16 protein-coding genes and 1 pseudogene are annotated in these 25,298 nt (G+C 62.8%); 7 read left to right on the forward strand and 10 right to left on the reverse strand.

The annotated features are described in order from the left end of the window. Nucleotides 1-632: 632 nt before the first annotated feature. Both BN971_RS04880 and BN971_RS04885 read left to right on the forward strand, forming a co-directional pair. Complete coding sequence (locus BN971_RS04880; RefSeq protein WP_245836828.1) at nt 633-3,080, forward strand: plasma-membrane proton-efflux P-type ATPase; 2,448 nt, start codon at nt 633-635, stop codon at nt 3,078-3,080. Between the two features lie 650 nt (nt 3,081-3,730). Next, a complete protein-coding gene (locus BN971_RS04885; RefSeq protein WP_085181544.1) occupies nt 3,731-4,219 on the forward strand; it encodes a glutathione peroxidase in 489 nt (162 codons plus the stop codon). Between the two features lie 2 nt (nt 4,220-4,221). Here BN971_RS04885 and BN971_RS04890 read toward each other — a convergent pair whose 3' ends face one another. Next, nucleotides 4,222-5,124, reverse strand: a complete 903-nt coding sequence (locus BN971_RS04890; RefSeq protein WP_085181696.1) for an alpha/beta fold hydrolase — start codon at nt 5,122-5,124, stop codon at nt 4,222-4,224. A gap of 664 nt (nt 5,125-5,788) precedes the next feature. Between BN971_RS04890 and BN971_RS04895 the strand changes: the two genes are divergently transcribed. Further along, on the forward strand, nt 5,789-7,612 hold the full coding sequence (locus BN971_RS04895) for a hypothetical protein (RefSeq protein ID WP_245836821.1): 1,824 nt from the start codon (nt 5,789-5,791) through the stop codon (nt 7,610-7,612). 352 nt (nt 7,613-7,964) lie between these two features. On the opposite strand, the gene BN971_RS04900 is transcribed toward BN971_RS04895, so the two are convergent. From BN971_RS04900 to BN971_RS24470, 3 genes are all read right to left on the reverse strand, one after another. Then, entirely contained in the window at nt 7,965-9,596 is a 1,632-nt protein-coding gene (locus tag BN971_RS04900) for a Dyp-type peroxidase (protein ID WP_085181543.1), read from the reverse strand. Next, on the reverse strand, nt 9,586-10,911 hold the full coding sequence (locus tag BN971_RS04905) for a hypothetical protein (protein WP_264028529.1): 1,326 nt from the start codon (nt 10,909-10,911) through the stop codon (nt 9,586-9,588). The genes BN971_RS04900 and BN971_RS04905 overlap by 11 nt, the downstream gene beginning before the upstream one ends. Before the next feature lie 257 nt (nt 10,912-11,168). Continuing rightward, nucleotides 11,169-11,753, reverse strand: coding sequence for a hypothetical protein (locus tag BN971_RS24470; RefSeq protein WP_139027043.1), 585 nt, complete (start codon nt 11,751-11,753; stop codon nt 11,169-11,171). 402 nt (nt 11,754-12,155) lie between these two features. Between BN971_RS24470 and BN971_RS04910 the strand changes: the two genes are divergently transcribed. The 3 genes from BN971_RS04910 (at nt 12,156) to BN971_RS04920 (ending at nt 17,759) form a co-directional block, all read left to right on the forward strand. Continuing rightward, entirely contained in the window at nt 12,156-13,340 is a 1,185-nt protein-coding gene (locus BN971_RS04910; RefSeq protein ID WP_090349834.1) for an IS481 family transposase, read from the forward strand. Nucleotides 13,341-13,704: 364 nt separating this feature from the next. Then, nucleotides 13,705-15,150 carry a WS/DGAT/MGAT family O-acyltransferase gene (locus tag BN971_RS04915; RefSeq protein ID WP_066911765.1) on the forward strand — a complete coding sequence of 482 codons (1,446 nt, stop codon included), beginning with the start codon at nt 13,705-13,707 and terminating at the stop codon, nt 15,148-15,150. Between the two features lie 1,343 nt (nt 15,151-16,493). Further along, on the forward strand, nt 16,494-17,759 hold the full coding sequence (locus BN971_RS04920; RefSeq protein ID WP_066911762.1) for an amidohydrolase: 1,266 nt from the start codon (nt 16,494-16,496) through the stop codon (nt 17,757-17,759). A gap of 3 nt (nt 17,760-17,762) precedes the next feature. Here the strand turns inward: BN971_RS04920 and BN971_RS04925 are convergent, their stop codons facing one another. From BN971_RS04925 to BN971_RS04935, 4 genes are all read right to left on the reverse strand, one after another. Then, the gene (locus BN971_RS04925) at nt 17,763-18,437 is read right to left on the reverse strand and encodes a trimeric intracellular cation channel family protein (protein WP_066911758.1); all 675 of its coding nucleotides are present in this window, start codon (nt 18,435-18,437) and stop codon (nt 17,763-17,765) included. 661 nt (nt 18,438-19,098) lie between these two features. Continuing rightward, nucleotides 19,099-20,085 carry a hypothetical protein gene (locus tag BN971_RS04930; RefSeq protein ID WP_066911755.1) on the reverse strand — a complete coding sequence of 329 codons (987 nt, stop codon included), beginning with the start codon at nt 20,083-20,085 and terminating at the stop codon, nt 19,099-19,101. A 450-nt stretch (nt 20,086-20,535) separates the two neighbouring features. Then, nucleotides 20,536-20,658, reverse strand: a complete 123-nt coding sequence (locus BN971_RS24475; protein ID WP_139027086.1) for a type II toxin-antitoxin system RelE family toxin — start codon at nt 20,656-20,658, stop codon at nt 20,536-20,538. Continuing rightward, nucleotides 20,655-21,062: a TetR/AcrR family transcriptional regulator gene (locus BN971_RS04935; protein ID WP_084454089.1), complete on the reverse strand. Its 408-nt coding sequence runs from the start codon at nt 21,060-21,062 to the stop codon at nt 20,655-20,657. Before BN971_RS04935 ends, BN971_RS24475 begins: the two co-directional genes overlap by 4 nt. A 297-nt stretch (nt 21,063-21,359) precedes the next feature. On the opposite strand from BN971_RS04935, the gene BN971_RS04940 reads away from it, so the two are divergent. Next, nucleotides 21,360-22,298: an SDR family NAD(P)-dependent oxidoreductase gene (locus BN971_RS04940; RefSeq protein ID WP_066911752.1), complete on the forward strand. Its 939-nt coding sequence runs from the start codon at nt 21,360-21,362 to the stop codon at nt 22,296-22,298. Between the two features lie 305 nt (nt 22,299-22,603). Here BN971_RS04940 and BN971_RS04945 read toward each other — a convergent pair. Beyond that, nucleotides 22,604-23,522 (reverse strand): annotated as a pseudogene (locus tag BN971_RS04945) (SDR family oxidoreductase). 211 nt (nt 23,523-23,733) lie between these two features. Beyond that, complete coding sequence (locus BN971_RS04950; protein ID WP_066911749.1) at nt 23,734-24,774, reverse strand: alpha/beta hydrolase; 1,041 nt, start codon at nt 24,772-24,774, stop codon at nt 23,734-23,736. Nucleotides 24,775-25,298 lie beyond the last annotated feature (524 nt).

The following is a 25,298-nucleotide window of genomic DNA, read 5'->3' on the forward strand; positions in this document are numbered from 1 at the left end:
TTCTTGGTGTGATAAACCATCTCATAGCCCGCTGCGGCTTTTGCGTTCCGCCGCGTCCTGTTGTGGGATAACGGTTTTCGTGCTGCACTGCTAACGGAGTCGAGGCAGTTCACCATGGGCATCCGCAGCACCTCAGTATGGTCAGCGACCTTCGAACAGGTCGGCTGATGCCGCCGAATTGCGGGGCGGGATCGACGGCCTGGCGGGCTTGGTGGCCGGCAGTCCGCGGTTGCCTGAGTTGCTGCCCGAGGTACCGACGTTCGAGGTGCGCACGAAACCGGGCACCGAGGGTGCCGGGGGTGTAGCGTCAACGGCGTTGGGAAGCTCAACCAGTCCGGGATGAGGCCAGCTGTCCGCCGCTGTCCTCAACGAGCAGTCGCTCGTGCCGGACGTTCCGGCGACAACCGCACACCTGGGATCACCATGACCACTCCGGTGACACCGAAACCGGCTCGCGCACAGTACTTTCCGATGGATAGCGTCTGGTGTCTGCTGAGGCACGACCGCCCGGATCGCTATGCTGCGAACCGGCCGCTGACGGGCCGGACGCGATGACCACTGACACGCCGCATGTCACGCCCTCCCCCGCTGCGAGCAAATCCGAACGGGGTCCCGACTTGAAGTCGGCGCCCATGCCCGAGCTGGAGGAGGAGCTGGGCTACTCGCCGGAAGGATTGAGCAGCGCCGAGGCGGCGAAGCGGTTGACGCAGTACGGGCCGAACGAGATCGCGGAACACAAGACCAGCCCGCTGTTGAAGTTCCTCAGCTACTTTTGGGGCCCGATCCCGTGGATGATCGAGATCGCCGTCATCCTGTCGGGCGCCGTCGGGCACTGGCCGGATTTCTTCATCATCCTGGTGCTGCTGGTGGCCAACGGGGTGGTCGGATACACCTCCGAACGGCAGGCCGGCAACGCCATCGACGCCCTCAAGGCCAAGCTGGCGATCAACGCCCGCGTCATCCGCGACGGCGCATGGGTCAACCCGCCGGCGCGGGATCTGGTGCCCGGTGATGTGATCCGGCTGCGCCTGGGTGACATCGTTCCCGCCGACGCCCGGCTGCTCGACGGCGACGAGATCGAGGTCGATCAGTCCGCGCTCACCGGAGAGTCACTAGCCGCCACCCGTGCAGCCGGTGACGCCGTGTTCTCGGGGTCCATCATCCGGCAAGGCGAGATCGGCGCCCTGGTCTATGCCACCGGCACCCACACCTACTTCGGCGAGACCGCCGAGCTGGTACGAGAAGCGCACACCGTCAGCCACTTCCAACGCGCCGTGCTGAAGATCGGCAACTACCTGATCATCCTGGCCGTCGCGCTGGTCACCGTCATCGTCGTCGCCTCCCTGCTGCGCGGCAACGCGATCCTGACCACCTTGCAGTTCGCCCTTGTGTTGACCGTCGCGGCGATCCCGGTGGCGATGCCGACCGTGCTCTCGGTCACGATGGCCGTCGGCTCGCGTCTGCTGGCCAAGAAGCAGGCCATCGTCAGCCGGCTGGTCGCCATCGAGGAACTCGCCGGCGTGGACGTGCTGTGCGCGGACAAGACGGGCACGCTGACGCAGAATTCTTTGACGTTGGGCACCCCATTCGCCATCGAGACCGTCACCCCCGCGGCTGTCATCCTCGCCGGCGCATTGGCCTCCCGCGCGGACAACGACGACCCCATCGACCGCGCGGTGCTAGGCGGCCTCGAGGACACCGATGCTCTGCAGGTTTACACGATCACCCATTTCGCACCCTTCGACCCGGTGCACAAGCGCACCGAGGCCACCGTCACCGCCGCCGACGGGACCACGTTCCGCGTCACGAAGGGCGCCCCGCAGGTCATCCTCGCGCTGGCCGCCAACGCCGCGCAGATCACGTCGACCGTCGATAAGGCAGTCAACGATTTCGCCGCCCGTGGCTTCCGGGCTTTGGGGGTGGCCCGCGCCGACGGGGACGGTGACTGGCAGTTCGTCGGTGTGCTGCCGTTATTCGATCCACCGCGTGACGACGCGGCAGCAACCATCTCCACCGCACGGGCAATGGGAGTCACCATCAAGATGGTGACCGGTGATGCACTGGCGATCGCCAAGGAGACCGCGGCCAAGGTTGGTTTGGGCGCCGACATCCTGGACGCCGCAGGCCTGGGCGAGGTGAAAAAGGAGGAATCGGCGGCGGTGGCCGAGTCCATAGAGACCGCCGACGGTTTCGCCCAGGTCTTTCCCGAGCACAAGTACCACATCATCGATGTGCTGCAGAAGCTTGGCCACATCGTCGGGATGACCGGCGACGGGGTCAACGATGCCCCCGCGCTGAAAAAAGCCGACTGCGGCATCGCGGTGTCAGGAGCCACCGACGCCGCCCGCGCGGCCGCCGACATCGTGCTACTGACCCCGGGCCTGTCGGTCATCGTCGACGCGATCAAACAGAGCCGCAAGATCTTTCAGCGGATGAACAGCTACGCGATGTACCGCATCGCCGAAACCCTACGGGTGCTGCTCTTCATCACTACCGCCATCCTCGTCTTCAACTTCTACCCGCTCACCGCCATCATGATCGTGATGCTCGCGCTGCTCAACGACGGCGCCATCCTGTCCATCTCCTACGACAACGTCCACTACGCCGACAAGCCCGAAGCGTGGAACATGCGCCTGGTACTCGGGATCGCCACCGTCCTGGGCGTGGTCGGACCGATCGCCGCGTTCGGCCTGTTCTACCTGGGCGACCGGGTCTTCGACCTCGGTCACCCGCGTGTCCAGACGCTGATGTACCTGATGCTGTCCGTCGCTGGGCACCTCACCATCTTCTTGACCCGAACCCGCGGACCGTTCTGGTCCATCCGCCCGGCCCGTATCCTGTTGATCGCCGTCCTCGGCACCCAGGCAATCGCCACCCTGATCGCGGTGTACGGGCTGTTCATGGCCCCACTCGGCTGGACGTGGGCGGCGGCGGTATGGGGATATGCCCTCATCTGGTTCCTCGTCAGCGACCGGATCAAACTTCTCGCCTACCGCGTCCTCGACCACGAAAAGAAGCCTCGCATGGCGGACCGCAACACCTCAGAGCCTATTTTATTTGGACGGGCTGACAGGATTTGAGCCTGCGGCCACTTGACCCCCCCCAGTCGGACGTAGGCTGATTTTCGTTGCCGCGCAATGGCCCTCGAACTCTGCTGACCAGTAACAATCATGTCGGGGCGTCCCTGGCCGACGCTCCTTATGCGCACCTAGTTGTGACAAAGTCGGCGCCAGAGTCACGGACTGCCACGGTTTCTGGACTGTTTGTGACAGCCTGTGTGCCAGGGAACGGGGGGCGCACGAAGATTTAACAGACCTCGCGCCCCACATAGGTCGCTGGCGTAATTGCAGGCCAGCGCGGGTGCGTAGGAACCGTGCCGACCATGCCGGTCGGGATCGGATATCGGGCCATCTCAAGTCCAGCCCTCCCCTGACCCGTCGCGCAGCCGAAGACGCCGCTTCATCGGCGGCGTCTAGCTCAGACTGTTCGGTCAGAAGGCCATGCGGCCCTGGACCTTCGATGGCGGAATGCATTCGCCGGCGATCTATGTTGGCCTTGTCCGCCTTCAGTCTTATTGGTGTGTAACCCAGTCTCGCGCGGCGTTGGCTTCGGAGGGCTGGAATGCACGGAACCCTCCGGTGGTCGAAGGCCGCAGCAAAAGCGAAGTCCGCCCGCGACTATGACATCTCCCGGAAATGGGTCGGTACACGTTGGTGTTAGCGTCGTCGGCGTGACCCTCAACGACATCCCCCTGACCACCCTCGACGGCCAGCCGACCACACTGGCCGACCTGTCCGACGGCGCAACGCTGATCGTCAACGTTGCCTCCAAGTGCGGACTGACCCCGCAGTACACGGCATTGGAGAGGCTAGCCAAGGACTACCGCGACCGCGGCCTGACGGTCATCGGCGTCCCGTGCAACCAGTTCATGGGCCAGGAGCCGGGCACCGCCGAGGAGATCCAAGAGTTCTGCTCGACGACCTACGGGGTCACGTTCCCGTTGCTGGCGAAGACCGACGTCAACGGCGCCGACCGCCACCCGCTGTACGCCGAGTTGACCAAGGCCGCCGATGCCGAGGGCGCGGCGGGAGACATTCAGTGGAACTTCGAGAAATTCCTGATCGCACCCGGCGGTGAGGTCGTGAACAGGTTTCGGCCCCGCACCGAGCCCGACGCCCCCGAGGTCGTCAGCGCCATCGAGGCCGTGTTGCCCCGCTAGGTTCAGCCGGCCGCGACGCGATCGATGTGGGCGAGGAAGTGCGTCAGTACGGCGTCGGGCGCTTCGAGTTGTGGCCAGTGCCCGATGTCGTCGGCGAGCATCACCACGTCGGGGTTGGGTATCACCTCGGCGTAGCGGCGGGCCATGTGGGCACCGGAGTTGGGGTCGATTGGCCCGTCGATCAAGCGCATCGGAACGGCGGTCTGCCGCATGGCGCGCACCCATCGGTTGCGGTGCGTGTAGCGGTCGTTGATGAACCGGCCGACCTTGTGCAGCACCTTGCGGCCGTCGTTGTAGTCCAGGATCTGGTTGAACACCTCCATCATGTGCCGGCTCGGCTTGGTGTTCGGGCCGAACATCTCGCGCAGCGTGGGTTCGAGCAGCCGGCGGGCCAGCGGGCTTCCCTGCACATTGCTGAGGACGTCACCCAAGGCGGTGCCCGACATCAGCTTCTGCGCCGCCCGCGGCGTGTAGGCCTCGATGAACATGCCGCCGTTGAGCCAGGTGATCGAGTCGATGCGCAGCGGGCCGTAGGCCTGCTGGCCGAACTCGTGACGGGCCAACATTTCCTGGCCCACCGAATCGCCGATGTCGTGGGCGAGGATGTGGGCGTTGTGGATGTTCAGGTGCTGTAGCAGCGCTTCGTGCATGTCGGCGTGGTCGTGCACCGAGTATTGGTAGGCCACGGGTTTGGCGGAGAATCCCATGCCCATCATGTCGGGCGCGATGACGGTGAACCGTTGCGTCAGCGTCGGCCAGATCGGCGCCCAGTCAAAGGAATTGAACGGGTAGCCGTGGATCAGCAGCAGCGGAGGCCCGCTGCCTTCGATGCGGTAGAAGATGTCGAAGCCGAGGTAGTCGAAGTGGTCGCCGGAGTCCAGCCAGCGTTTCAGTTCAGCGTCCATGACGGTCATCATGCCCCTGACCGGGTGGCGCCAAGAAGCATTGACGAGCTTCGCGCGAACGCAATAGCCGCCCAGCGCCAGAGTCAGAGAACCGCGCTCAGCGCGCATCTCCGAGATGCGCACCATCTGGGTTATACGTCGACCGCACGTTGCCGTTGAACTCGGGCAGGTTGGGGCCCGTCCATCGACTTCCTCGCTGCGAGGTAGTCGTCCTTGACGCCGTCGACGGTTTCGAGTGGCGCGGCAACGCACCAGGAGGGCCGTCGCCTCTTGGTGGTTACGCCACACTTGTGAGGTCAGGTGCGCGGGTGCCTTCGGGGCGACCTACGGCTGCAGTTTGGCCGCAGTTGTGATGGTGGCTGCGTCGAGCGAACACAAAAGCAACCTGCTGGAACTTGCGAGGGAATCGCCAGGAAGCGGTTCCTTCACATGGTGGCGACGTGACTCATTGCAGAATAGGATGCCGTTCATCCCAATGAGTCTGCCGGCACGGTCCGAGGGAATCATGTTCAGTATCTTCCGAAGCAGGTTGTCGGTAGGGGCGATTATTTTCGCTTTCACCGTTGCCGCATGCTGCTCACCCTCCGAGGCGAGAGGTGGCTGTTCGAGTCCACCCCGAGTGACCACGACGCAACGCGTTGCGACTATGGATACGGATCAGGCCATGGACGATGGCGTGGGGATGCTAAGTCCCGAGACCGACGCCTGCCCATTATCTGTCCTGGCCAAGAATGATCCTGAGCCACCGCTGTATCCCCACATTGGAAGCGCCCATTGGTATGTACCGGTGGGGCAGGAGTATTTTGATCAGGGCCTGAGATTCTACTTCGCTTTCAACAACCGCGAAGCTTATCGAGCATTCCGCAAAGCGGCCTCAGAGGCCAGGCATAATGGAATTCGTTGCTCCGCATGCTATTGGGCTCAAGCACTCGTGTTGGGGGTCGACCTCAATATGAAGAAAGAATCAGAAGACGATCGGTTGGCCGCGAATAATGCACTCGACCAGGCCCTGGGCGCCTCCCCAAATGAGGAAGACCTGAAGATCATCCAGGCATTACGCGGGCGATATCAGGATTGCAATCCGAACAAGGAAGACAGGAAGCAGGAAAAGGTATGTCAGGGGATTCGTAATCAGGCCTACTACAAGGGAATGGAACCAGTGCTGCATGAGTTCGGCAGCGATGATCCCAACGTCGTGACGCTTTTCGCCGATGCGGCCATGAACCTGACGCCCTGGAACTTTTGGGATAAAAACGGACAGCCAAAATATGCTTGGTCTTCCCAGCAGATCGCGGAGGCAAAGAGGGAACTGGAGAGGGCATTGAACTTCGTTCAGTATCCGCGGAACGAAGGGCCCCTCCACTGGTATATCCACCTGATGGAGCAGTCGCCAACCCCGGAGGACGCTGAGCGATCCGCGGAGCTGTTGGCGCCGCTTGCGCCGAATGCAGGTCATCTGGTCCACATGCCGTCCCACATCTTTTTCCGCGTAGGGGATATGCGGAAAGCAGTTAGCGTCAACAAAGTCGCGGTCGACGCCGACGAAAGGTATTTCGCCGTGGAACCTGATTTGTATCGTCCGGACGGCGACCGCTACAGATACGGCTATTATCCGCACAATATTCATTTCGTCGTGGCCGCCGCAGCGTTGAGTGGCGATGACAATGACGTCAACCAGTACGCGGAGAAACTGCTTCAATCGGCGCCCGATAAGGCAAATGGAATGCGTGCGGATCTATACAGGGCGGTTTACTATCTCGCGAGGATGAATTTTTCCAGTACATCGGATATCCGCAACTTCCCGAAGCCGAATCGTTTAAATGACCAGCCTTTTGCAAACGTCGCCTATGATTTTACGCAATTGATGGCAAACATTTGGGACAAACAGCCTTTCGAGCAGTCGGCGAGTACATTCGATAAGGACCTGGAAAACTATCGCGAGGCCGCGAAGGCCGACAACGAACCTAATCCGACTTGCGATCTTACGGATATTACCGTGCCCGAACGCCCCATCAAGCTGTGTCTGGCCGCGATGCTAGACAACCTGCGGCATGCGAGGGTTTGGGCCTTGAGCAGCAAGTGGGAAGAAGCGGTTGGCGCTGCGCGAAGCGCTATGGATATCCAGAATGCCCTGTCCGATAAGTCCTATGACGAGCCTCCCGTGTGGCCGTACCCCGCAAGTCAGACCATGGCCTCGATCCTGATCCGCAAGGCGGACGCCGAGGGCCCCAAGACGGATACCGGCCAAGAGGATCTCGAGAACGCCAAGCAGCTACTGTCAACAAGCCTGAATATAAACAATTCCCCAAGCGGCAATCCCAATCGAATCCCGACGGGGACTTTTCCCGGAAACGGCTGGGCATATTTCGGCCTGTGGGAGATCGCGAAGTGGGACAACTCCTCCCAGGCCGAGGCCGATAAGGCCGGGAAAGAGCTTAAGGACCACTGGTTCGGGGCCCCCGAATTCCGGAACCTCGATCGCATGTAGGGCGGCGCGTACGTCCGGCAGAGTGCGCCGACGGTGGACATGGGCTAGCCGGATCTCCCGGCTTAAAGTACATCGCTCCGTTGGGAAAGATTGCCGCAGTCGGGAGTCAGCGGACTAGGTGGTGATTGAGGTTTCCGAATCCGAACGCGTTGCGGTGGCCTTCGACGCAGGGTCGTGGGGGTTCCAAAACGGCGATTGAACTCAGCTGCCTAATAGCGGCGATCTACCGTAAAGCGGCTCCGATAACTCCAGAGCCCATTGCCGACTTGATGGCGTGCTTCGCTGGGGAACAGTGGATGCCAGCGGCAGTGGGTGGCCGATGAACTGGTCAATCCGATGAGCGCTTGAGGGGTCATCGCGCAATCACCTGCTGCAACGCGCTGATCGAGGGTGTGAAGAAGTAGCCACCACCGGTTGCGACCACGAAATCGGTCATCGTGACGACGGTCGCCGGGCTGGCGTGGCGGCCGAAGATGATCGCCGATCGGGCCCGCCGGGCGCCGGGCCGCCCATTCTGGCCGATCACCATGTCGAACCCCCCGGGGCTGCGGGGCCGCTTGGTGCTGTTGGCCCAGGCCGAGCTCAAAAACTCGAACTGGTCGGCTATCGATGTCTGGTAGCAGCCAAACAATAAGCCGCGGTTGCCGGTGACCGGGTCGTCTCCGTGCGGGCTGTCCAGCGGGGGACCGAACGGCAAGGCGCGGCGCAGGATTCGCCGGTCGAACGACGCATGGCGTCCGCCCATGTCATTAGACACCTCCCGGGGGTTGACCTTGCGGATGTGCGACGCCAACGGGCACGTCAACCCCACCGGATCCGCTTGCGCCGTTGGCCAGCTCCCGCGCCCCGCACCGCTGGTAAGCGGCAGCGCCACAGCGTCGGCGGCGAATCCAAAGTCGTTGTTCTCGAGCCGGTCGGCCCCGAGCGTCGGGTCATCGTGGGAGGGCAACCGCGACACCGGCGCCCCGCTGGGCCAGCGACCCATCAGCCGCGATGCCACCCAGTCGGCGGTTACACCGGAGAACCCGGGGCGCCGCGACAGTCCGTTCGCGAAGCGTTCGGCAAAGGTCCAAAACGCCGCGACATCCTGGCGCAGTCGGCGAAATACGAGGTAAGAACCGTTGCGGCTCCAGGAGGGCCCCGGCAATTTCACCGCCCCCGGCGTCAGCGGATCCCCCGCGCTCCCCGGATAACCGAAGACGAACTCCCCCGGCCACACCAGGTCTTGGCCCGGCAGACCGTAAAGCCAGGCGTCGGGAACGCACGATGGGTCGATGATTCTGTTTGTGACATAGCTACCCGGGTCGCTCGACAGCCGGCCCCGAACCCCCGGCTGAGAGATCCCGTCCTGAAAGCCGAAGTGCTCCTTGCCAATCGCGTCTATCTTCGATCCCGTCTCCTCGTACAGCACGCTGGCGCCGCACTCTAACGCGCGGTCCCGGACGCCGTCGAGAAGCTCCGTGCCCTTTTCGGCGCGGTCTGCGCCACATATGAGCAGCACGTCCGCTTCGCGCCCCGGCCCGCCGAACAGCCAGCGCGCGGGATTACCCTCGGCCGACGGGTCGGTGGGGTCTCCGAGCAACGCGGACCGGGCCGCCAGCCCGGCCTGAAACCCCTGGTCGGCAAAAGCCGCGACATCACCGGCGTGCGCGCCGCCGGCCAGCAGCTTGCCCAGTCCGGCCCGGCTGAACGCCACGTTGAGCCACGCATCATCGACGTCGGGCGGCGGGTTGGCCAGGGTGCTCAGCCTGTTTACCCCCAGACCTCGGTACTCGCGGACCTTGACGCGTGAATCCATGCACTGCGCCAGGGTCGTCACACTTGGCACGAGATCACGCATCCATGTCTTGGCCCCGCGGAGATTGCCGAAGGTCAGCGCCAACACTCCCTGGTGTGGCTTCAAGAACCCGGGCACGATGTTCCCTTGGATCTCGTCGATGTCGAGCACCGGTTCCTCCGGTGCACCGCGCTCATCAGTCATCATCAGCCTCGCCGGGATCGTGTGGCACCGGGTAGTTGAACGCGGGAATCCGGCCGGGTGGGCAGGCCGCACTCAGCGGCTGCAAGTAGACGAACGACGGGTTGGCGGCATCCGCGCAGCACGAGAAATCGCACGGTACCGTCGTGTTGGAATACTTACCGGCCTCAGAGGCCAGGCCCACAAGTTTGACCGTGATGCACTCGGCCAGTTGCCCGCCCACGGTTATCGGCTCGGCCCCGATGGTGAGATCGCTGACCCGGAAACCCAACCTGTCAGGGACCTCGAACACGGCCCGCTCGATGAGTCCCGGGCCGCCGCGAAGAATCCGGAACCAGCCTGGATCAACCGGCTTACCTTGGGGGGTTGCCCAGCCGGTGACGTCAAGTTCGTCGATGTAGAGGCCGACCGGGTTGCGCAAGGTGATCGCGTACCCCAGCGACGCCAGGTCATTGACGCTGGCCCCGATCGTGGGATCGCTGCACCGGTTGGCCCCGCCGTAGTTGGCGCAGCAGATGAGCGCGTCGGCATCGAAGATCCGCCGCCCACCCGATCCCGACGGTGAACGCAACACGGTGGCGTCTGCCCCCAGCCGGATCTCTTCACGCAGCGTGTTGTTCGGCTGGCTTAGGTGCATGATCCCGTCGACGGTGTTCCACCGGTTGTAGGGGTTGTAGGAACCCTGGGCGTACATCACCTTTGGGGCGTCCGGGTCCGTGTAGTCGATGAGGTCCTCGCCGCAGATCAAGTCGTCGTAGACCACCTCGGGACTCACGTAGTGTCGGTACAGCTCGACTAGCAGGTCAGGATCGCCGACCGTGGGATAGGTCGGCAAGCCGTCGAGATTCGGCAACATGTCACCGTTTAGCGCCTGCCAGTACTCGGGGGGTTCGGAGGTGAATGTCACCCGCCGGATGCCGCCGTCGGGATCCCGGGTGACCAGCCACTCGCAGTATTCATCCTGGGCCCGGTAATGCAGATCCTGCCATTGACCACCGGTCCGATAGGCGCCCGGACCGTCGATCCGCTCGGTGAGCGGGGCCAGCTGCTCGGCCAGTGCTAAGGCGCGCGCACGACCCCAGCGCTTGCGCAGCGTCCCCGAAAACGCGTTCCACACGATCTCCTGCTCGAGGACTGGCCCGACCGGTGGTGTCTTCAGCTGGTTGTAGTACTGGCATGGCTGCCCATGCAGCAGCGCGTCCTGCAGCCCAATCGACTCGTCGAACCAACCCGATACCGCGCGGCTCCAACAGGCCAATTGCCCTGGAATACGATCAAAATCGGTCAGGAAGGCTGGCGGGTCATACGCGGTCAACATCATCGACCCCGACTACAGAGCACAACTAAGTCCGTTCAGCGGCGACAAGCGCCGGGCACAACTGCCCGTGCGAACGTATGCACCGCTCACGGCGACGTCCATAGGGTGCGACTGGTGGTGCTGCGCGGCAAAGGACTTCGTCATGGTCGGCTCGGCTCGGTTCTCTCGCGAGGGTGTTTGCAACGTACACCCACCCACTTGACCAAAACTGCTTTTCGGGCGCTGCCGCCAACCCGTACGGCCCGTTGACGGCCCTGGGACTAGCGAATGGTGTTCGATGCGACTGAAACGGCGCATTGACTTCGCAAGTCCAGGTGAACACCGGCGGCCGCATATTTATCATTATCGGACCGAACTGTGACGAGCGCCCATATGCATGCCCCGAGAGCAGCAATCGCAAGGATCTGAAAGATTGCCGACACAAGCAGAAACCGCGTCTTGATCGTTGTTCCTGACCTTAGTGACACGAGAACCACCATGTTGCAATAAGCTACCGTGTAGCGTGCGTCTTCTTCCGAATCGGTGCGATGGGCGTCGAGCATCTTGTTGAGCGTCCGTGCTTTTACGAACCGCTGGCGCCATGGAAAGCCGGCCGCAACAGCACATGCGCCCGCGCCGAGAAGGAACGCCAACGACAGGAGAAGAAACGGCTGCGCACACGCCGGGAAAGTGCGGTCTTTGCCGACTAGCACACCGATCACGGCGAGCGCCAACGTAATCAGGGCTGTTGCGCTCGTAACTGCGGTAGCGGCGCGCGAATTTACCGAATCTCGGCTGTCTTTCTCGGCCCTCAGCTCGGCCTCGATGAACGCCGAGTAGATCTCGATGCCTGAGGGCGTCGTCATGGCTGGGTTTGCCTATTCGCTGCTGTCAATGACCTTGTCCTCAATTACCCTCGGATCCTCACTTCTGATCCCGATCTCGAACTCGACCCACGACACATCAGGGGAAGTTTGTGATGGCGGCTCGGCCTGCGGGCTGACTTCGTGGCCAGGCCGACCTTCCCCGCCTTGTGATGGATTGCTCACAGCTACTCATGGTAAGCCCGAAACTAACCGGCGGCGGCGTTATTTCTTGGCAGATGACCGTAGAAGTTCGCCTTAGACGCGCCATTTTCAATCGCGGTCAGCAGCTCTCTTCGCCTCCGCTCGGAAACTCTTGTCGGGCTGACAGTGTCTGATTCCAGGACATAGTTGGCAGCTGTCTCGCGACATAGTTGACACCTCTGCAAGTCAGGGAGGTTAGCCATGTCGAAGGCACATCTGGTCATCACCGCCGTGACGGTCGAGGGCCGCAGCAAAAGCGAAGTCGCCCGTGACTACGACCTGTCCCGCCAATGGGTCCAACAGCTGTGCAAACGCTACGAAGCCGACGGCGATGCGGCCTTTGTGCCGCACTCGCGACGCCCACACCACAGCCCCCAGGCCGTCCCCGCCGACGTCGAAGACCGCATCGTGCGGTTACGCAAGACCCTGACCAAACGCGGTCTCGATGCCGGCGCTGACACCATCGCCACCCATCTGGCCACCGACCCCAGCATCGCCCATACGCCTGCGGTGTCCACGATTTGGCGCATCCTCAAACGCCGCGGCTTCGTCACACCCCAACCCCACAAACGGCCCCGCTCCTCCTGGAAACGCTTTGAGGCCGAACTGCCCAACCAATGCTGGCAAGCCGACGTCACCCACTGGCACCTCGCTCACGGCGGCGGCGTCGAAATCCTCAACATCCTCGACGACCACTCCCGGCTAGCCATCGCCAGCCTGGCCCGGCGCACGATCAGCGGCCCCGACGTCACCACAACCTTCACCACCGCCTTTGCCACCTATGGCCCACCGGCCTCAGTGCTGACCGACAACGGCGCCATCTTCACCGGAGCACCCCGACGCGGTGGGCGCACCGCCCTCGAGATCACCCTGGGCACACTGGGCATCAACTACCTCACCAGCCGGCCCTACCATCCCCAGACCTGCGGAAAAGTGGAACGCTTCCATCAAACTCAAAAGAAATGGCTCACTGCACATCCCGCGGCCACCCTCGCTGAACTCCAACACCGCTGCGACCAATTCCGCGTCTACTACAACCAGCGCCGACCGCACCGCGCCCTTGACCGACACACCCCGGCCCAGGCCTATACCCACCGACCCAAAGCCACCCCCACCGGCTATGTCATCCCCGCCCACTACCGCGTGCGCACCGATGTCATCGACGCCGCCGGCGTCATCACCATCCGCTACAACAGCCGCCTGCACCACATCGGCCTGGGCAAGCGCCGCACCGGCACCAAAGTCACCGTGCTCATCGACGACCTCGACATCCGCGTCCTGGACCGCACCACCGGAACACTCATCCGCAAACTCGTCCTCGACCCCACCCGCGACTACCAACCACGCGGCGTCAAATGCGGCAACAGCCCCGAAAACAAGCAATAGGTGTAAACCATGTCTCGGGACACCTGTCAACGATGTCCCGAGACACGACATGCGTCGGGCTGACAGGATTTGAACCTGCGACCACTTGACCCCCAGGGAAGAGGACAGTGTGAACTAGCGTTCTACTGCGTCTAATACGTCCAGGTCAGGGACGTCTGCGCGTCCGGTCCGTGTCGCCCTGTCCCCCCTGTTCGTGCCTGTCTTGGCAAGTTCTTGGCACGCTGCCGAATGGGTGTGCGATCTGGTCACTCTGGCGTACCTGCTCTGCCTGCCGCAGCTGATGTCTCTCACTGTCTCACGATTTCCCGCTGAGCGGCATGACCGGCCTACTCTTCGAAGAGAGCGTGCGTGAAGGGGGCCGTCTGTGCAGCAGTTGAGTTGGACCGATGACATGATGCTGCGCGCGGAACGACCAGCGACGCCGTTACAGATTCAGTTGCTTCTGATCTATGACCCGTCAACCGCCCCGGATGGCAAGGTGACCTTCAAGGGGATTCTCGAGGAGCTCGACGCCCGGCTGCACCTCGCGGATGTCTTCCGGCGGCGGTTGACCGAGCTGCCGGGGGGGTTGCAGAGGCCGTACTGGGTAGATGACCCGAGCTTCGATCTTGAGTATCACGTCCGTCATATCGGGCTGCCCCAGCCCGGTGACTGGCGGCAGCTGTGTATCCAAGTCGCGCGGCTGCACGCCCGACCGATCGACCTGCGACGCCCGCCGTGGGAGATCACTGTCATCGAGGGACTGAATTCCGTGCCAGGGGTACCGAAGGGCTCGTTCGCGATGGCGTTGAAATTGCACCACTGTGCGGTCGACGGCATGGCGAGCGTTGAGATGATCGCGGCAATGCACGACCTTGCCGCTGATAGCCCGCGCCCTGCTGGGCCAGAGAGTCCCTGGCGCCCCGACGCCCTTCCAACGACCGCAAACTTACTGTCTCGCACGGCGTTCGACGCGGCGCTCTACCCGTTGCGGGCGGCCCTAGTACTCGCGTCGAATGCCCCGAAGGCAGTCCGCGGCTTAGCCGGCCTGCCGGGCAAGCTGGTCGACGGTGTCGCGTCTAGGGTCGCCGGGGGTAGTTTGCCGTCGTTTGCACCGAAGACCCGTTTCAACCAAACAGTGTCGCCGCACCGTGTCTTCGAGGCTCGGTTCCACGATCTCGCCGATTTCAAGCGGATCAAGGCCAGCGTGCCCGGCTCGACGATCAACGATGTTGCGCTCGCCTACGTCGGCGGGGCCCTTCGCGAGTATCTGGGTGGCCACGGCGAGCTTCCCGATGAGTCGCTCGTCGCGGCCTGCCCGATCTCACTGCGCGACGCGGGCGATAAGACCAGCAACGGGAACGCATTGTTCGGCCGGCTGCAATCGCTCGGTACCGACATCGCCGATCCGCTCAAACGGCTCGCCATGATCGCTGAAGAGACCGCGCCGAGTCGTGCGGGATCGGATCAATCGACCACGACCCAGCTGCTCGAGCTGGTTGGGATAATGCCAACCTCGCTGCTCGGGATGACTGCAAAGGCCGCGAGCGTGCTTCCGTTCTCTGGCCCGACGGTCGCCAACACGACTGTGACCAATGTGCCAGGTCCAACCGAACCGATCTTCTTCAGCGGAGCCCGACTCGTTCGCGCCGCGGGTCTCGGTCCGCTGGTGGCCGGCTTGAACCTCATCCATGTCGTTGCAAGCTACAACGGAACTTTGTCGATCAGCGCTACTGCGGATCGCGACGCGCTGCCAGACCCGGCGACGTATGCCCAATGCATGCAGACGGCTTTTGAGGAGTTGCTCGCAAGCGCGGGTCGAGCTGGCTGATCGGTTCGCGATGCCCGCCTGCACGAACTTAGCGACTTCTCAAATGCTTGGAAACGAGACAGGGATGCTGGACCGACCCCTTGCCGGTACCGCAGTTTGGCCGCGATGTGGCCTGCACCGCTGTCCATGACGCATACACCGCGCCCACGGTCACTAGACGCGTCCGGTGGCCGTAGCTTCCGGTGGCCAGCGCGGGTGTGACCTCGTTGTCGAGCCAGATTTGCGTCGGCCTTGCGTACGAATGACTTGGCATGTTGACGGCCTTCGTCATCGACGTACCTTGCACGCCAGCGTAATCCGCGTCCGTGGTCGGCGCTGGGCGCGGTCTGTTTGTTGCCTTGCGGGTCGCGAACCGTCTTGGTCCAGCGGTCCTCAACTTTCGCAAACTGATGGCTCCTGTGCCACGCAGCCGGACGCCGGAGCATGGCGACGGCAGCACTCTGGGAGCATCAATTGGCGTGCGGAGTGGTGTTTGCTATCAGCACAGGCCACGCCGTCGCGGCCAGCCGTCGCAGCCAGCTCGGGCGCTTGTCTGGTGTACCGGGGCTGTACCGGAGGCCTATCCTGGCCGGTCTCAGCTAACGCTGATTATGCCTTCTAACTAGCGGTTCCCGCGTGGAGCTAAGGGGATTCGAACCCCTGTCGAATCCAGCGGAAATATGAGCTGAGCTGGACTTACCGCTCACACGCTGCGTTACGTCGAGTGCCCCCGTACTGGCGATATGTCTCCTTGTGTTACGCGACGTAACAGTGCTGGCGCTTGGACGGACAGGGCCAGTACTCGCAATTTTATGCGGGTTGCCCAAGTCTCAGCGTCGCGATGGGGCCGAAACTCTTGCGCGTCGGCCGACGGATTTACAGTCCGCAAGACGCATGTTCATGAGGTTTCGACAGATGCGGTGAAGTCCAGTGACCTGCCCTAATGGTGTCAGCGCATTTCACCGGATGCCTGCGTGTTGCCGCCGAGTTGTGACCACGCCGTGACAAGGTGCGGTCGGATTTCGGCACAGGTCCTAGCCGGTCGCCACGCCGACCAACCCTGAGCTTCCGTCGTCCCCCACGCCGCGGGCCGCCGCGGGGAATCGCTTGCAATTCCTTGTCATGCCTCGCACTTGGCTCGGGTCGATGCGCGGCGGCGCGAACACTTTTGCCGAGCCGCGGCTGATTGCCGCGGTGCGACGTCGGAGGGGGAACAGGGCTGGGAGCCGTCCGTTCGACGAGTCGCTCGATGAGAGAAGTTTGAGTCGAGGCACGATGGGGGTGGACGGCGGTGGCGCCGGCCACTGATCCCGCCACTGGATTTAGCGCGGCCCGAGCCCATGATTCGTCAGAGGTGAGAAAAAATGCGTACCGCGTCGACCCCCGCCCACGCCGTTCTCGAGCGCCTACCCGCAGTTCGATCGTGGCAGGAGGATCTCTACCGTGACATCCACCAGCACCCTGAACTGTCCCATCAGGAAAGTAGAACCGCGAACATCGTCGCCGAGAGGTTACGCGGTTCGGGTTACGAGGTGCTTTCCGGAATTGGCGGCACTGGCGTAGTGGGAGTCCTGCGGAACGGCAGCGGGCCAACGGTTTTGATGCGCGCTGACATGGACGCGCTGCCCGTCCAGGAAGCCACCGGCCTTCCCTACGCCAGCACTGCGCATGCCACCGACAGCTCCGGTAACCGGGTCCCGGTGATGCACGCATGCGGTCACGACGTGCACGTCACCTGTTTGCTCGGCGCTGCTGCGTTGCTCTCCGAAGGAGACCAGCACTGGCATGGCACTGTGGTCGCGCTGTTTCAGCCCGCCGAAGAAACCGGTGACGGTGCCCGCGGCATGGTCGATGATGGGCTAAGCCGCGCCATACCCCCTGTGGACGTGGCCCTTGCCCAGCATGTCCTCCCCGCGCCAGCCGGCCACGTCGGCACCCATCGAGGGCCGGTGCTCTCGGCCGCCGACAGCATGCGGATCACGGTCTACGGCCGCGGCGCCCACGGTTCCATGCCGCAGGCCGGCGTCGACCCGGTGGTGCTCGCGGCGATGATCGTCTTGCGACTGCAAACCGTCGTCTCCCGAGAGGTCGCCCCCACTGACACCGTTGTCCTGACGATCGGAAGCATCCACGCCGGCAGCAAAAGCAATGTGATCGGTGACCGAGCCGTTCTGGAGTTGAACCTGCGCACCTACGATCAAGCCGTACGTAGTGCAGTGCTCGATGCGATCCGGCGCATCGTCGTCGCCGAGTGCCAGGCGTCAGGTTCGCCGAAAGCGGCCGAATTCGAGCTTTACGACCGCTTCCCGCTCACGGTCAACGATGACGATGTCACCGACCGGGTCAGCGAGGCGTTCGCCGGATACTTTGCCGAGCGATTCGCAACGATGCCTGCACAGTCAGCCAGTGAGGACTTCAGCGACATCCCTGATGCTCTCGGCGTCCCCTACACCTATTGGGGGATCGGTGGAATCGACGAGCAGCAATACCGCAAAGCTGCCGACGCTGGGCGGGTCGCCCAAGACATCCCCGTCAACCACTCGCCGACTTTCGCCCCGGTAATCCAACCCACCCTGGATACCGGCACCCAAGCACTTGTTGTTGCCGCGCTCGACTGGCTCGCTAGCTGACTACTACACCCCGGAAGGCGGCTGTGGAGAACCCGATACCGGAGAACCTGGTTCGTCGTTCCCTGGTGGGGTCGGTGCGTTAAGGCCGTACCGGACGCCGGCCATCCGGATGCCAAAGCAGACCGCCGCGGCTCCCAGCGCGGCCGGCAGACCGTAAATGCCCAGCCGCATAGTGGCGACCGTGATCGCGGCGGCTACGAAGGCCGGGATGGCGTACAGCTCACTGCGCAGCACCGTGGGGATCTGCCGTATTAGCGTGTCGCGGATCGTGCCGCCGCCCACCCCGGTCACGACGCCAAGCAAGATCGCCGGCCCAATCCCCAGTCCGGCAGTCACGGCCTTGTTCGCGCCGATAACCGCGAACACGCTCAGCCCGATCGCGTCGAGTAACGTAATCGGCGTCTCCAACCGATCCAAGCGCCTGCTAAGGGCGAACGCGATTAGCCCGCCAGCGGCGGCGAGTGGGAAATAACGCCAATCACGAAACGTGGCAGGCGGTATGGAACCAATGAGAACATCGCGGAGGACTCCCCCACCCAACGCCGTAATCATGCCGAGGGTCACCACGCCCACGATGTCGAGCCGCGCAACGCGCACTGCTGTGAGTGCCCCGTTGAGTCCGAAAATGAAGGTGCCAGTCAGATCCAGTACAAGCAGCAACGGCGGTTCGGTCCCCACACGACCTCCCTACCACGGCCACAACCGCCAAACGTATGTCCGCATGCCGTTGTTTGCACGTCACCTCTTAGCGACTGAACTCCGAAAGCGCCGACCCGAAGAGGCGGTGGCGCGGGTCGACATCCCATTGCGTGTCTGAACACCTAGCTACGCTGCATCGATGAGCGAACAAGTTGGTCTCAGTATGTCCCCTCTTGGACCGATTTCCCGTCTTGGACCGCTACCTCTCCCGGCCGGAGCGCTTGAGAACTAAGAACTACCTTGGCTCGCGGGCCTCTACCAGACATTATTCATTCTCAAATCCGTTGCTGTGCAACACGTTTGCGGAGGTTTTGGGCGTTCTCGCGGAAAAGTTTTCAGTTTCGATGAGTTTTGCACGGCGGTCGCCCATGCTTCAAGGGTCGCAGGATTCCAACGCCCCAAACCACCTCAGTCTTCAAGGCAACCTCTCCGAATTGCGCTCGCAATCACCCTAGCCCACAGCGGCGGCACGATCCGTGATTTCAACTCCGCAACGAAACATCGGACAGCACCAAGAAAGCAACACCGCAGCCCGCGCCAAGCTCGCAAAGGCAGATGGCGCGAAGGGCAACGGGAACGGCCAGGCCCGCGCCCGCGCGCGAAGAACTTTGCGGCGGCCCACCAAAAAGCGGCAGTAGAGCTAGGACGCCGCCGGTGGTGCGCCGACTCTGGCAAATTGGAGTTCTGGATTCACGTTGAGCGTCAACGTTTTTGCGCCGTTGTGGACAAAGACAGTCATCCGAGTCCGGTCGCCATTGAAGCTCCGGATGGTCGAACGAAGCCCAATAGTGCCCGTGGCACCCCTTCGAGCAATCGGTAACGCAATGTCCTCGCCGACATTGAGGGACTTCACCGGAACTGACGGGGTCGGTCCCAGGAACGTGGGCTGCTCGTCGGTCTGTTCCGGTTCGGGTTCGGGTTTTGGCCGGGGAGCGTCCCAGGGCGTGGTTTTGAAGCCCGCCGCCTTCATGTCGGCCTTCGACTCTTCTACGAAGTCGGCCACTTGCTTCCTCAGCGTCTCCAAGAAGGAAGCCACCTGCTCTTGCTGCTGGTCGTTGGTGTACGGGTCGCGCCCGAGCTCTTCACGGAAGACGCTGATGAAGTTGTTGACCTCGTCGGATGCGGCTTTGCGGGCGACCAGCCCCGCAAAGGGCTCCGTCGTCTGCTGAACGGTCGTGATGATCGCGGCCGTCGCGCGGGTAGCCGCCGCGAGTACGTTTGTCGGCGCAAACATCTTCAACTTGTTCACTGGCACAGCGATTCTCATCTGCGCGTCAATCACCTTTTGAGAGTGTTCGAACTTCGCCTCCGCGTTCGGGTCGTCGGCCCCGGCCTGATTGTAGAACGCGTCGCGCACCATGTTGAAGACGCCGTTGATGTCGATGGTCGTGGTGAGGATGTCGGTCGACACCTGCGCGAACTCCATCGCCGCCTCGCGGAGTGCCTCGTGTTCCCGCAACCTGTCCTCGCGCTCCTCCTTGCGGTCGAGCACCTTGTCTTCCTGCTTCGCCTTCCGCCTATCGCTGGCGCGGGTAGAGATGTAGGTGGTGGCGCTGCTCAGCGCGCCTACGATGAAGCCCCCGGCCCAGAACTCGTGGGTCGTGAGGATGTGCGGCAAAAAACTCATGTGTGCGATTGTTCCAAGAACGTCTGACAAATCTCGGGACGACACGCCGGTGGGCTACAAGGTTGACAGGCGAACCTTTGGTGTATATGCCCCACTTGCCGCAACAGTCACACGGGCAGCCGTCGCGGCGCCCGCTCGCCGGTAAAGCGGGCATCCCGGCCCGGCAACTGCTCGGCCAATACTCCCTCTACCAGCTCTGACGTGGGGCGGGCGGGGCTCGAACCCGCGACCAACGGATTATGAGAGCGTCCCACCTGCGGAAATGGGATTTGACGACGTTTAATGATGTGTGGCGTCAAACGACGGTAATCCGCTCGGCACAACGGAATACACAGCCGAAAAGTGCCGAGGATTGAATGGGGGTCGGTGAGACTCCTGCGGACTGTGTGCGGACTGGCGAAGGGGTGCGGACCGCTGGCCCGCATGCGGGTCGTAGAGCGGATGCTGCTGTCATCGACGACGGTAGGCATCCGTACGACTGAATACGCCCACGACGGTGACCTGCTGCCGCTCGTGGTCAATTCTGTAGAGAACGCGATAGGTGCCGCGGCGTGCGCTGTAGCGATCCTTCAGCGGTGGCCGGAGGCCACCAGGGGTGAAGTACTCACGGCCCCGCCATCGTGTCCTGGCCGAATGTCACCCATTATTAATTGGCCAAGTGGTTCGGCGCGCATGTGTTCCAACCCGACGAGGATTGCGCCTACAACCCGCTCAGTACCGCTCAGTTCTGCAATTGCCTCATTGACCGAGCGCGCTATACGTTCGGAGAATCGCGAGATGAGAGCTTCGATGATCATAGTCTTGCCGCCCGCGTGGCGGTAAACGGTCGCAGGCGAGCAATGCAATTTGCCGGCAAGCGCCTCAACTGTAAATGCCTCGAATCCCCTGCGTGAGACCAACTCCGAGGCAGCGGAAAGGATGCGCTCACGCGCAGCGGCGTTGCGGTCTGGCCCCAACGCCCAGTCCCTACGTGTCATGCCAAAGTCCTCTCATCACCCGTGATAGCTTCTCTCATTTGTGAGACACATTTGCGGCCGTGTCTCACACTAGTGCCTGGTCTAGGCCGTTCTGATGCGCCAACTGTCATGCCCAGCGCGGTCATCGGCCTTGCAGGCTGTCCGCAAGTCATTGACTGTGTCGGCTGCTGGCAATGACTCTAGAGACGGTGCCGCCCTGGACGTGCTCGCGTAGCGGTTCGGGCAGCCCCGTTGGCTTGGGGTTGCGTTGGCCGGGTCAGCGCCGTCGCTGATCGGATAGCTTTTCGGGAGTTGGAGATGATTGATTTCGAAGGTCAAGTTGCGATAGTCACCGGAGCTGGTAGGGGTTTGGGCCGGCTCTACGTCATGGACTTAGCAAGTCGCGGAGCTTCGGTGGTGGTCAACGATCTAGGCGGCACGATGCGTGGCGAGGGTTCCGACACAAAGGTCGCGGATGAAGTCGTCACAGAAATCGTCGAAGCGGGTGGGAACGCCGTCCCGTCCTACGATTCAGTTGACAGCCCCGAAGGCGGAAACGCCATTGTCCAAACCGCTCTCGAACACTTCGGACGCCTTGACGCTGTGGTCAGCAATGCGGGCATCTTCAACAGCATCGCCTTCGACGAGATGACGGCGACCGATTGGAGGCGGATGTTGTCGGTCCACTTGGACGGCGGTTTTCACCTGAGTCAACCCGCGTTCAAGGTAATGAAGAGACAGGGATACGGACGTTTCGTGTTTATCTCGTCGTCGGGCGGCATGTTCGGGCAGCATCTAGAAGCGCACTATGGTGCCGCAAAGGCGGGGCTGGTCGGGCTGAGCAACGTCATCGCGCTTGAGGGAGCCGACCACGGGATCGTCTCAAACACCGTCCTGCCGTTTGGCTTTTCGCGGATGGTCACCGAAACGGTGGACTCCAAGACGCTGGAAGAAACCGGACTGAAGGATATAATTGCACCAGAGAAGGTTGTGCCGATGGTCACTTATCTAGCCAGTCGTGCCTGCGAATGTACTCATCAGAACTACTCCGCCTTGGCAGGCAGATACGCAAGGGCGTTTATCGGTCTTGGGGACGGTTGGCTGGCCAATACAGAAGTCACCGCCACCGCCGACGATATCGCCGAACACTTCTCCGAGATTTCAGGAACGGAATCGTTCACCATCCCCGCGAACATCTACGAGGAGCTATTCGGCGTAGTAGGTCGCCTCGGCGTTGACCTTGCGGACGGAAAATAGCCGATGCCCGTGAGCTGCCTAGCCGGATTGCGCAGCGCTTTGGACGAATCATGCTAACTTGCTGCCGCGGCATAGCACAGCAAAGCCGGCGGAATTAGCGTCTGTGCAGGATGCGTGGCAAGCGGTCCCAGCGGCGCGCGCCCGCAGCCCCGGCGAGCCTGCGCTACAGACGATCTGGGTGTTGACGGGGCTACGATTCAGCAATGACCGGACCTACCAACGTGAAGCCGGCCCGCGATGTTCGGGCTGTTGAACAGTTCTTCTACAACGGCGAGCGCTTTATGACCATCCAGTTTGTGCGGACGTCACTGTGAGCGAGCGAGTTTCAGCATGTCCTTGGGCCTCATCGCGGCCATGACACCGCCGTCGCAGATGATGTCGGTGCCGGTGAGGTATCCGGGCTTGTCGCTGGCGCAAAACGCAAGCAGTTCGGCGATCTCTGATGGGCGGCCGAAGCGTTTGAGTGCGCCCAGCTGAGCCAGGGCGCCAGCGCCGGCTCCTTCCTCGAGCTTTCCCATGGGAGTGTCGAATGAGCCGGGTGAGACTGAGACCACGCGCGCGCCCTTGCGTCCGTACTGCGCGGCGATCGTCTTGCTGTACCAAATGACGAAGTTCTTACTGAGCATGTAGGCCAGTTGGGGCCGTCTCGCGGATGGCATCAGCTTGCACAGCGCCAGCAGCTCTGCGTGGAACCGGTCGATGTCGGTTAAGGACCGCCTGTAGCGGCGCTTGGGGGTAACAACGGCCGGGAGCTGGTGTCCGGCGACGGAGGCGACGTTGACCAGGGCCATGCCCTGGCTGGCGATGTCGTGGAAAGCGTTGTTGATCAGAACGGTGCCGACGGCATTGATGCGCAAGATCATCTCTGCTGATCCCATGCTCGGGCTGACGCCGGCGGTGTGAACGACCGAGGTGACGGTTCCGAGCTCTTGAGCGCGCGCGACGAGCTTGCTCACCGATTGGCAATCGGTGATATCGCAGAGGGTCGCGCACAGTCAATCCCGGCGCCGCGGAGCTCCCGTTGGGCGGCGTCAAGGCGATCCTGGCTGACATCGCAGAGGGTCGCGCACAGTCAATCCCGGCGCCGCGGAGCTCCCGTTGGGCGGCGTCAAGGCGATCCTGGCTGACATCGCAGATCAGCACTCCGACTTGGCGACCTATGACATGGGCCACGGCCAGCCCCATACCACCAGCCCCGCCGGTCACTACTGCCAGCTTCGACATCACAGATGGGTCCTCCGATTGCAGTTCACCAGCAGGTAGCGCATCCACGACGAGCGGGGCCCTCGCTCATCGGTGCGCGCAGGGGCTGCGTAGTGGGTTGGTGGGTGGGTGGCGCGCCAGGGCACCAATGTGGGCGACGGTGGTTGTAGTCGTGTTTTGCAGTGCTGAGCGGCGGGGATCCTTTGGCACGATGTAGCTGCCGGTTTTCGGGTCAGCCGCGGCTGAGGTGGGCGCGGATGGCCGAGATGGTGGCCGCGATAGCATCCGCGCTCCCGCCGCCGAACGGGGCGAGACTGGCAAAGCCGTGGGTAAGCGCATCGAACTGGCGGTGGTCTACGCTGACACCGGCCGAGCGCAGCGCCGTGGCGTATTCGTTTCCCTCGTCGCGCAGTGGATCGAATCCCGCGGTGAGCACCAGGGCCGGTGCCAGACCGGATAGGTCGGCGGCCTTCAGTGGCGATACCCGCGCATCGTCGGCTGCAAGGCCGGCGCCGTCCAGATACAACTCTTTGAACCAGTCCATGTCCTGCTTGGAGAGGAAGAATCCGTCTGAGAACAGGATGCGCGACCGGGTTTCCGCGGACAGGTCGAGGCTCGGATAGAGCAACACCTGCAGCGCCGGTTGCCCAATGCCCTCGTCGCGGCTGCGCAGCGCGACCAGTGCCGCTAGATTTCCGCCCGCGCTGTCGCCGCCGACGCCGATTCGGGACGGGTCGGCGCCTAGTTCGGCGGCGTGTCCAAGTGCCCAGCGATAGGCCGCGACGCAGTCGTCGACCGCGGCTGGGGCCTTGTGTTCAGGCGCGCGCCGGTAGTCCACCGACAAAACATGTATCGCGGCGTCTTTGCAGATCATCCGGCACAGTCCGTCGTGGGATTCAATGTCGCCGACGACAAAACCACCGCCATGGAAGAAGACAAGCAGTGGGGCCGGCCCCGCGACGATCGGTCGGTAGTGTCGCGTCCGCAGGGGGCGGTCGGGTCCCGGAATCGTGAGGTCGGTGGTGGGGACGGCGACGCGGGTGCCCATCACCGAGTGCGAGTTCCGCATCAGGGCGCGGGCGATTCCAGGATCGCCAGCAGCCGACAGGCCGCCAGTGCGTGTGCGCAGTTGGGCGGCCAGTATTAACTGCAGCGTGCTGTCAAGGGTGTTGCCGTCGATGGTGACCCTTCTACGGCCAGCGAGGAGGCATTTGAGCCACGGCGGAATCCATGGCATGACCATGACACCGATACGAAGCGCCGTGTTGGTCATCGCGGCGGAGCGGCCGTTGGGCTGCCTGTGTGCCGCAGCGTCCCCTGGCGTACTACGGGGGAGCCCTGGCTGTAAACGAAGCTTCACTATCATTACCCGCCCTTTTCTCGGCTTCCTCAGGCACTGTAACCAGAACATATATTTGGTTCAAGAACAGGTGGCCTCAGCCCTTCATACCGGTTTGCAATGGTCATATCTGACCCGGACGGGATAAGTGCGGACAAATATTTGGTCGACCGTGCTCGCGGATGTATTTACTGATCCTTCGGTGACTGCGCGGGCCGCAACGTGGCATCCACAGCCACTATCGCCCACGCAGCATATTGAACCGGGCAGCTGTTGTGGCGCTCTGCCTGGCGAAAACATATGGGCCAGTGCCTACTAACCGCCCAATTTGTCGGTGGGCCGCAGCCGCAGCCTCTAGGTGTAGAGACTCATCCACTGTGCGATGGTCGGCCCCAGGCGCTCGGGCACGAGCCAATCCGCGCCCCGTTGGCCGCCCGGCGCTCGGCACACGGTTTCGT

Source organism: Mycobacterium bohemicum DSM 44277 (assembly GCF_001053185.1).
Taxonomy (GTDB): Bacteria; Actinomycetota; Actinomycetes; order Mycobacteriales; family Mycobacteriaceae; genus Mycobacterium; species Mycobacterium bohemicum.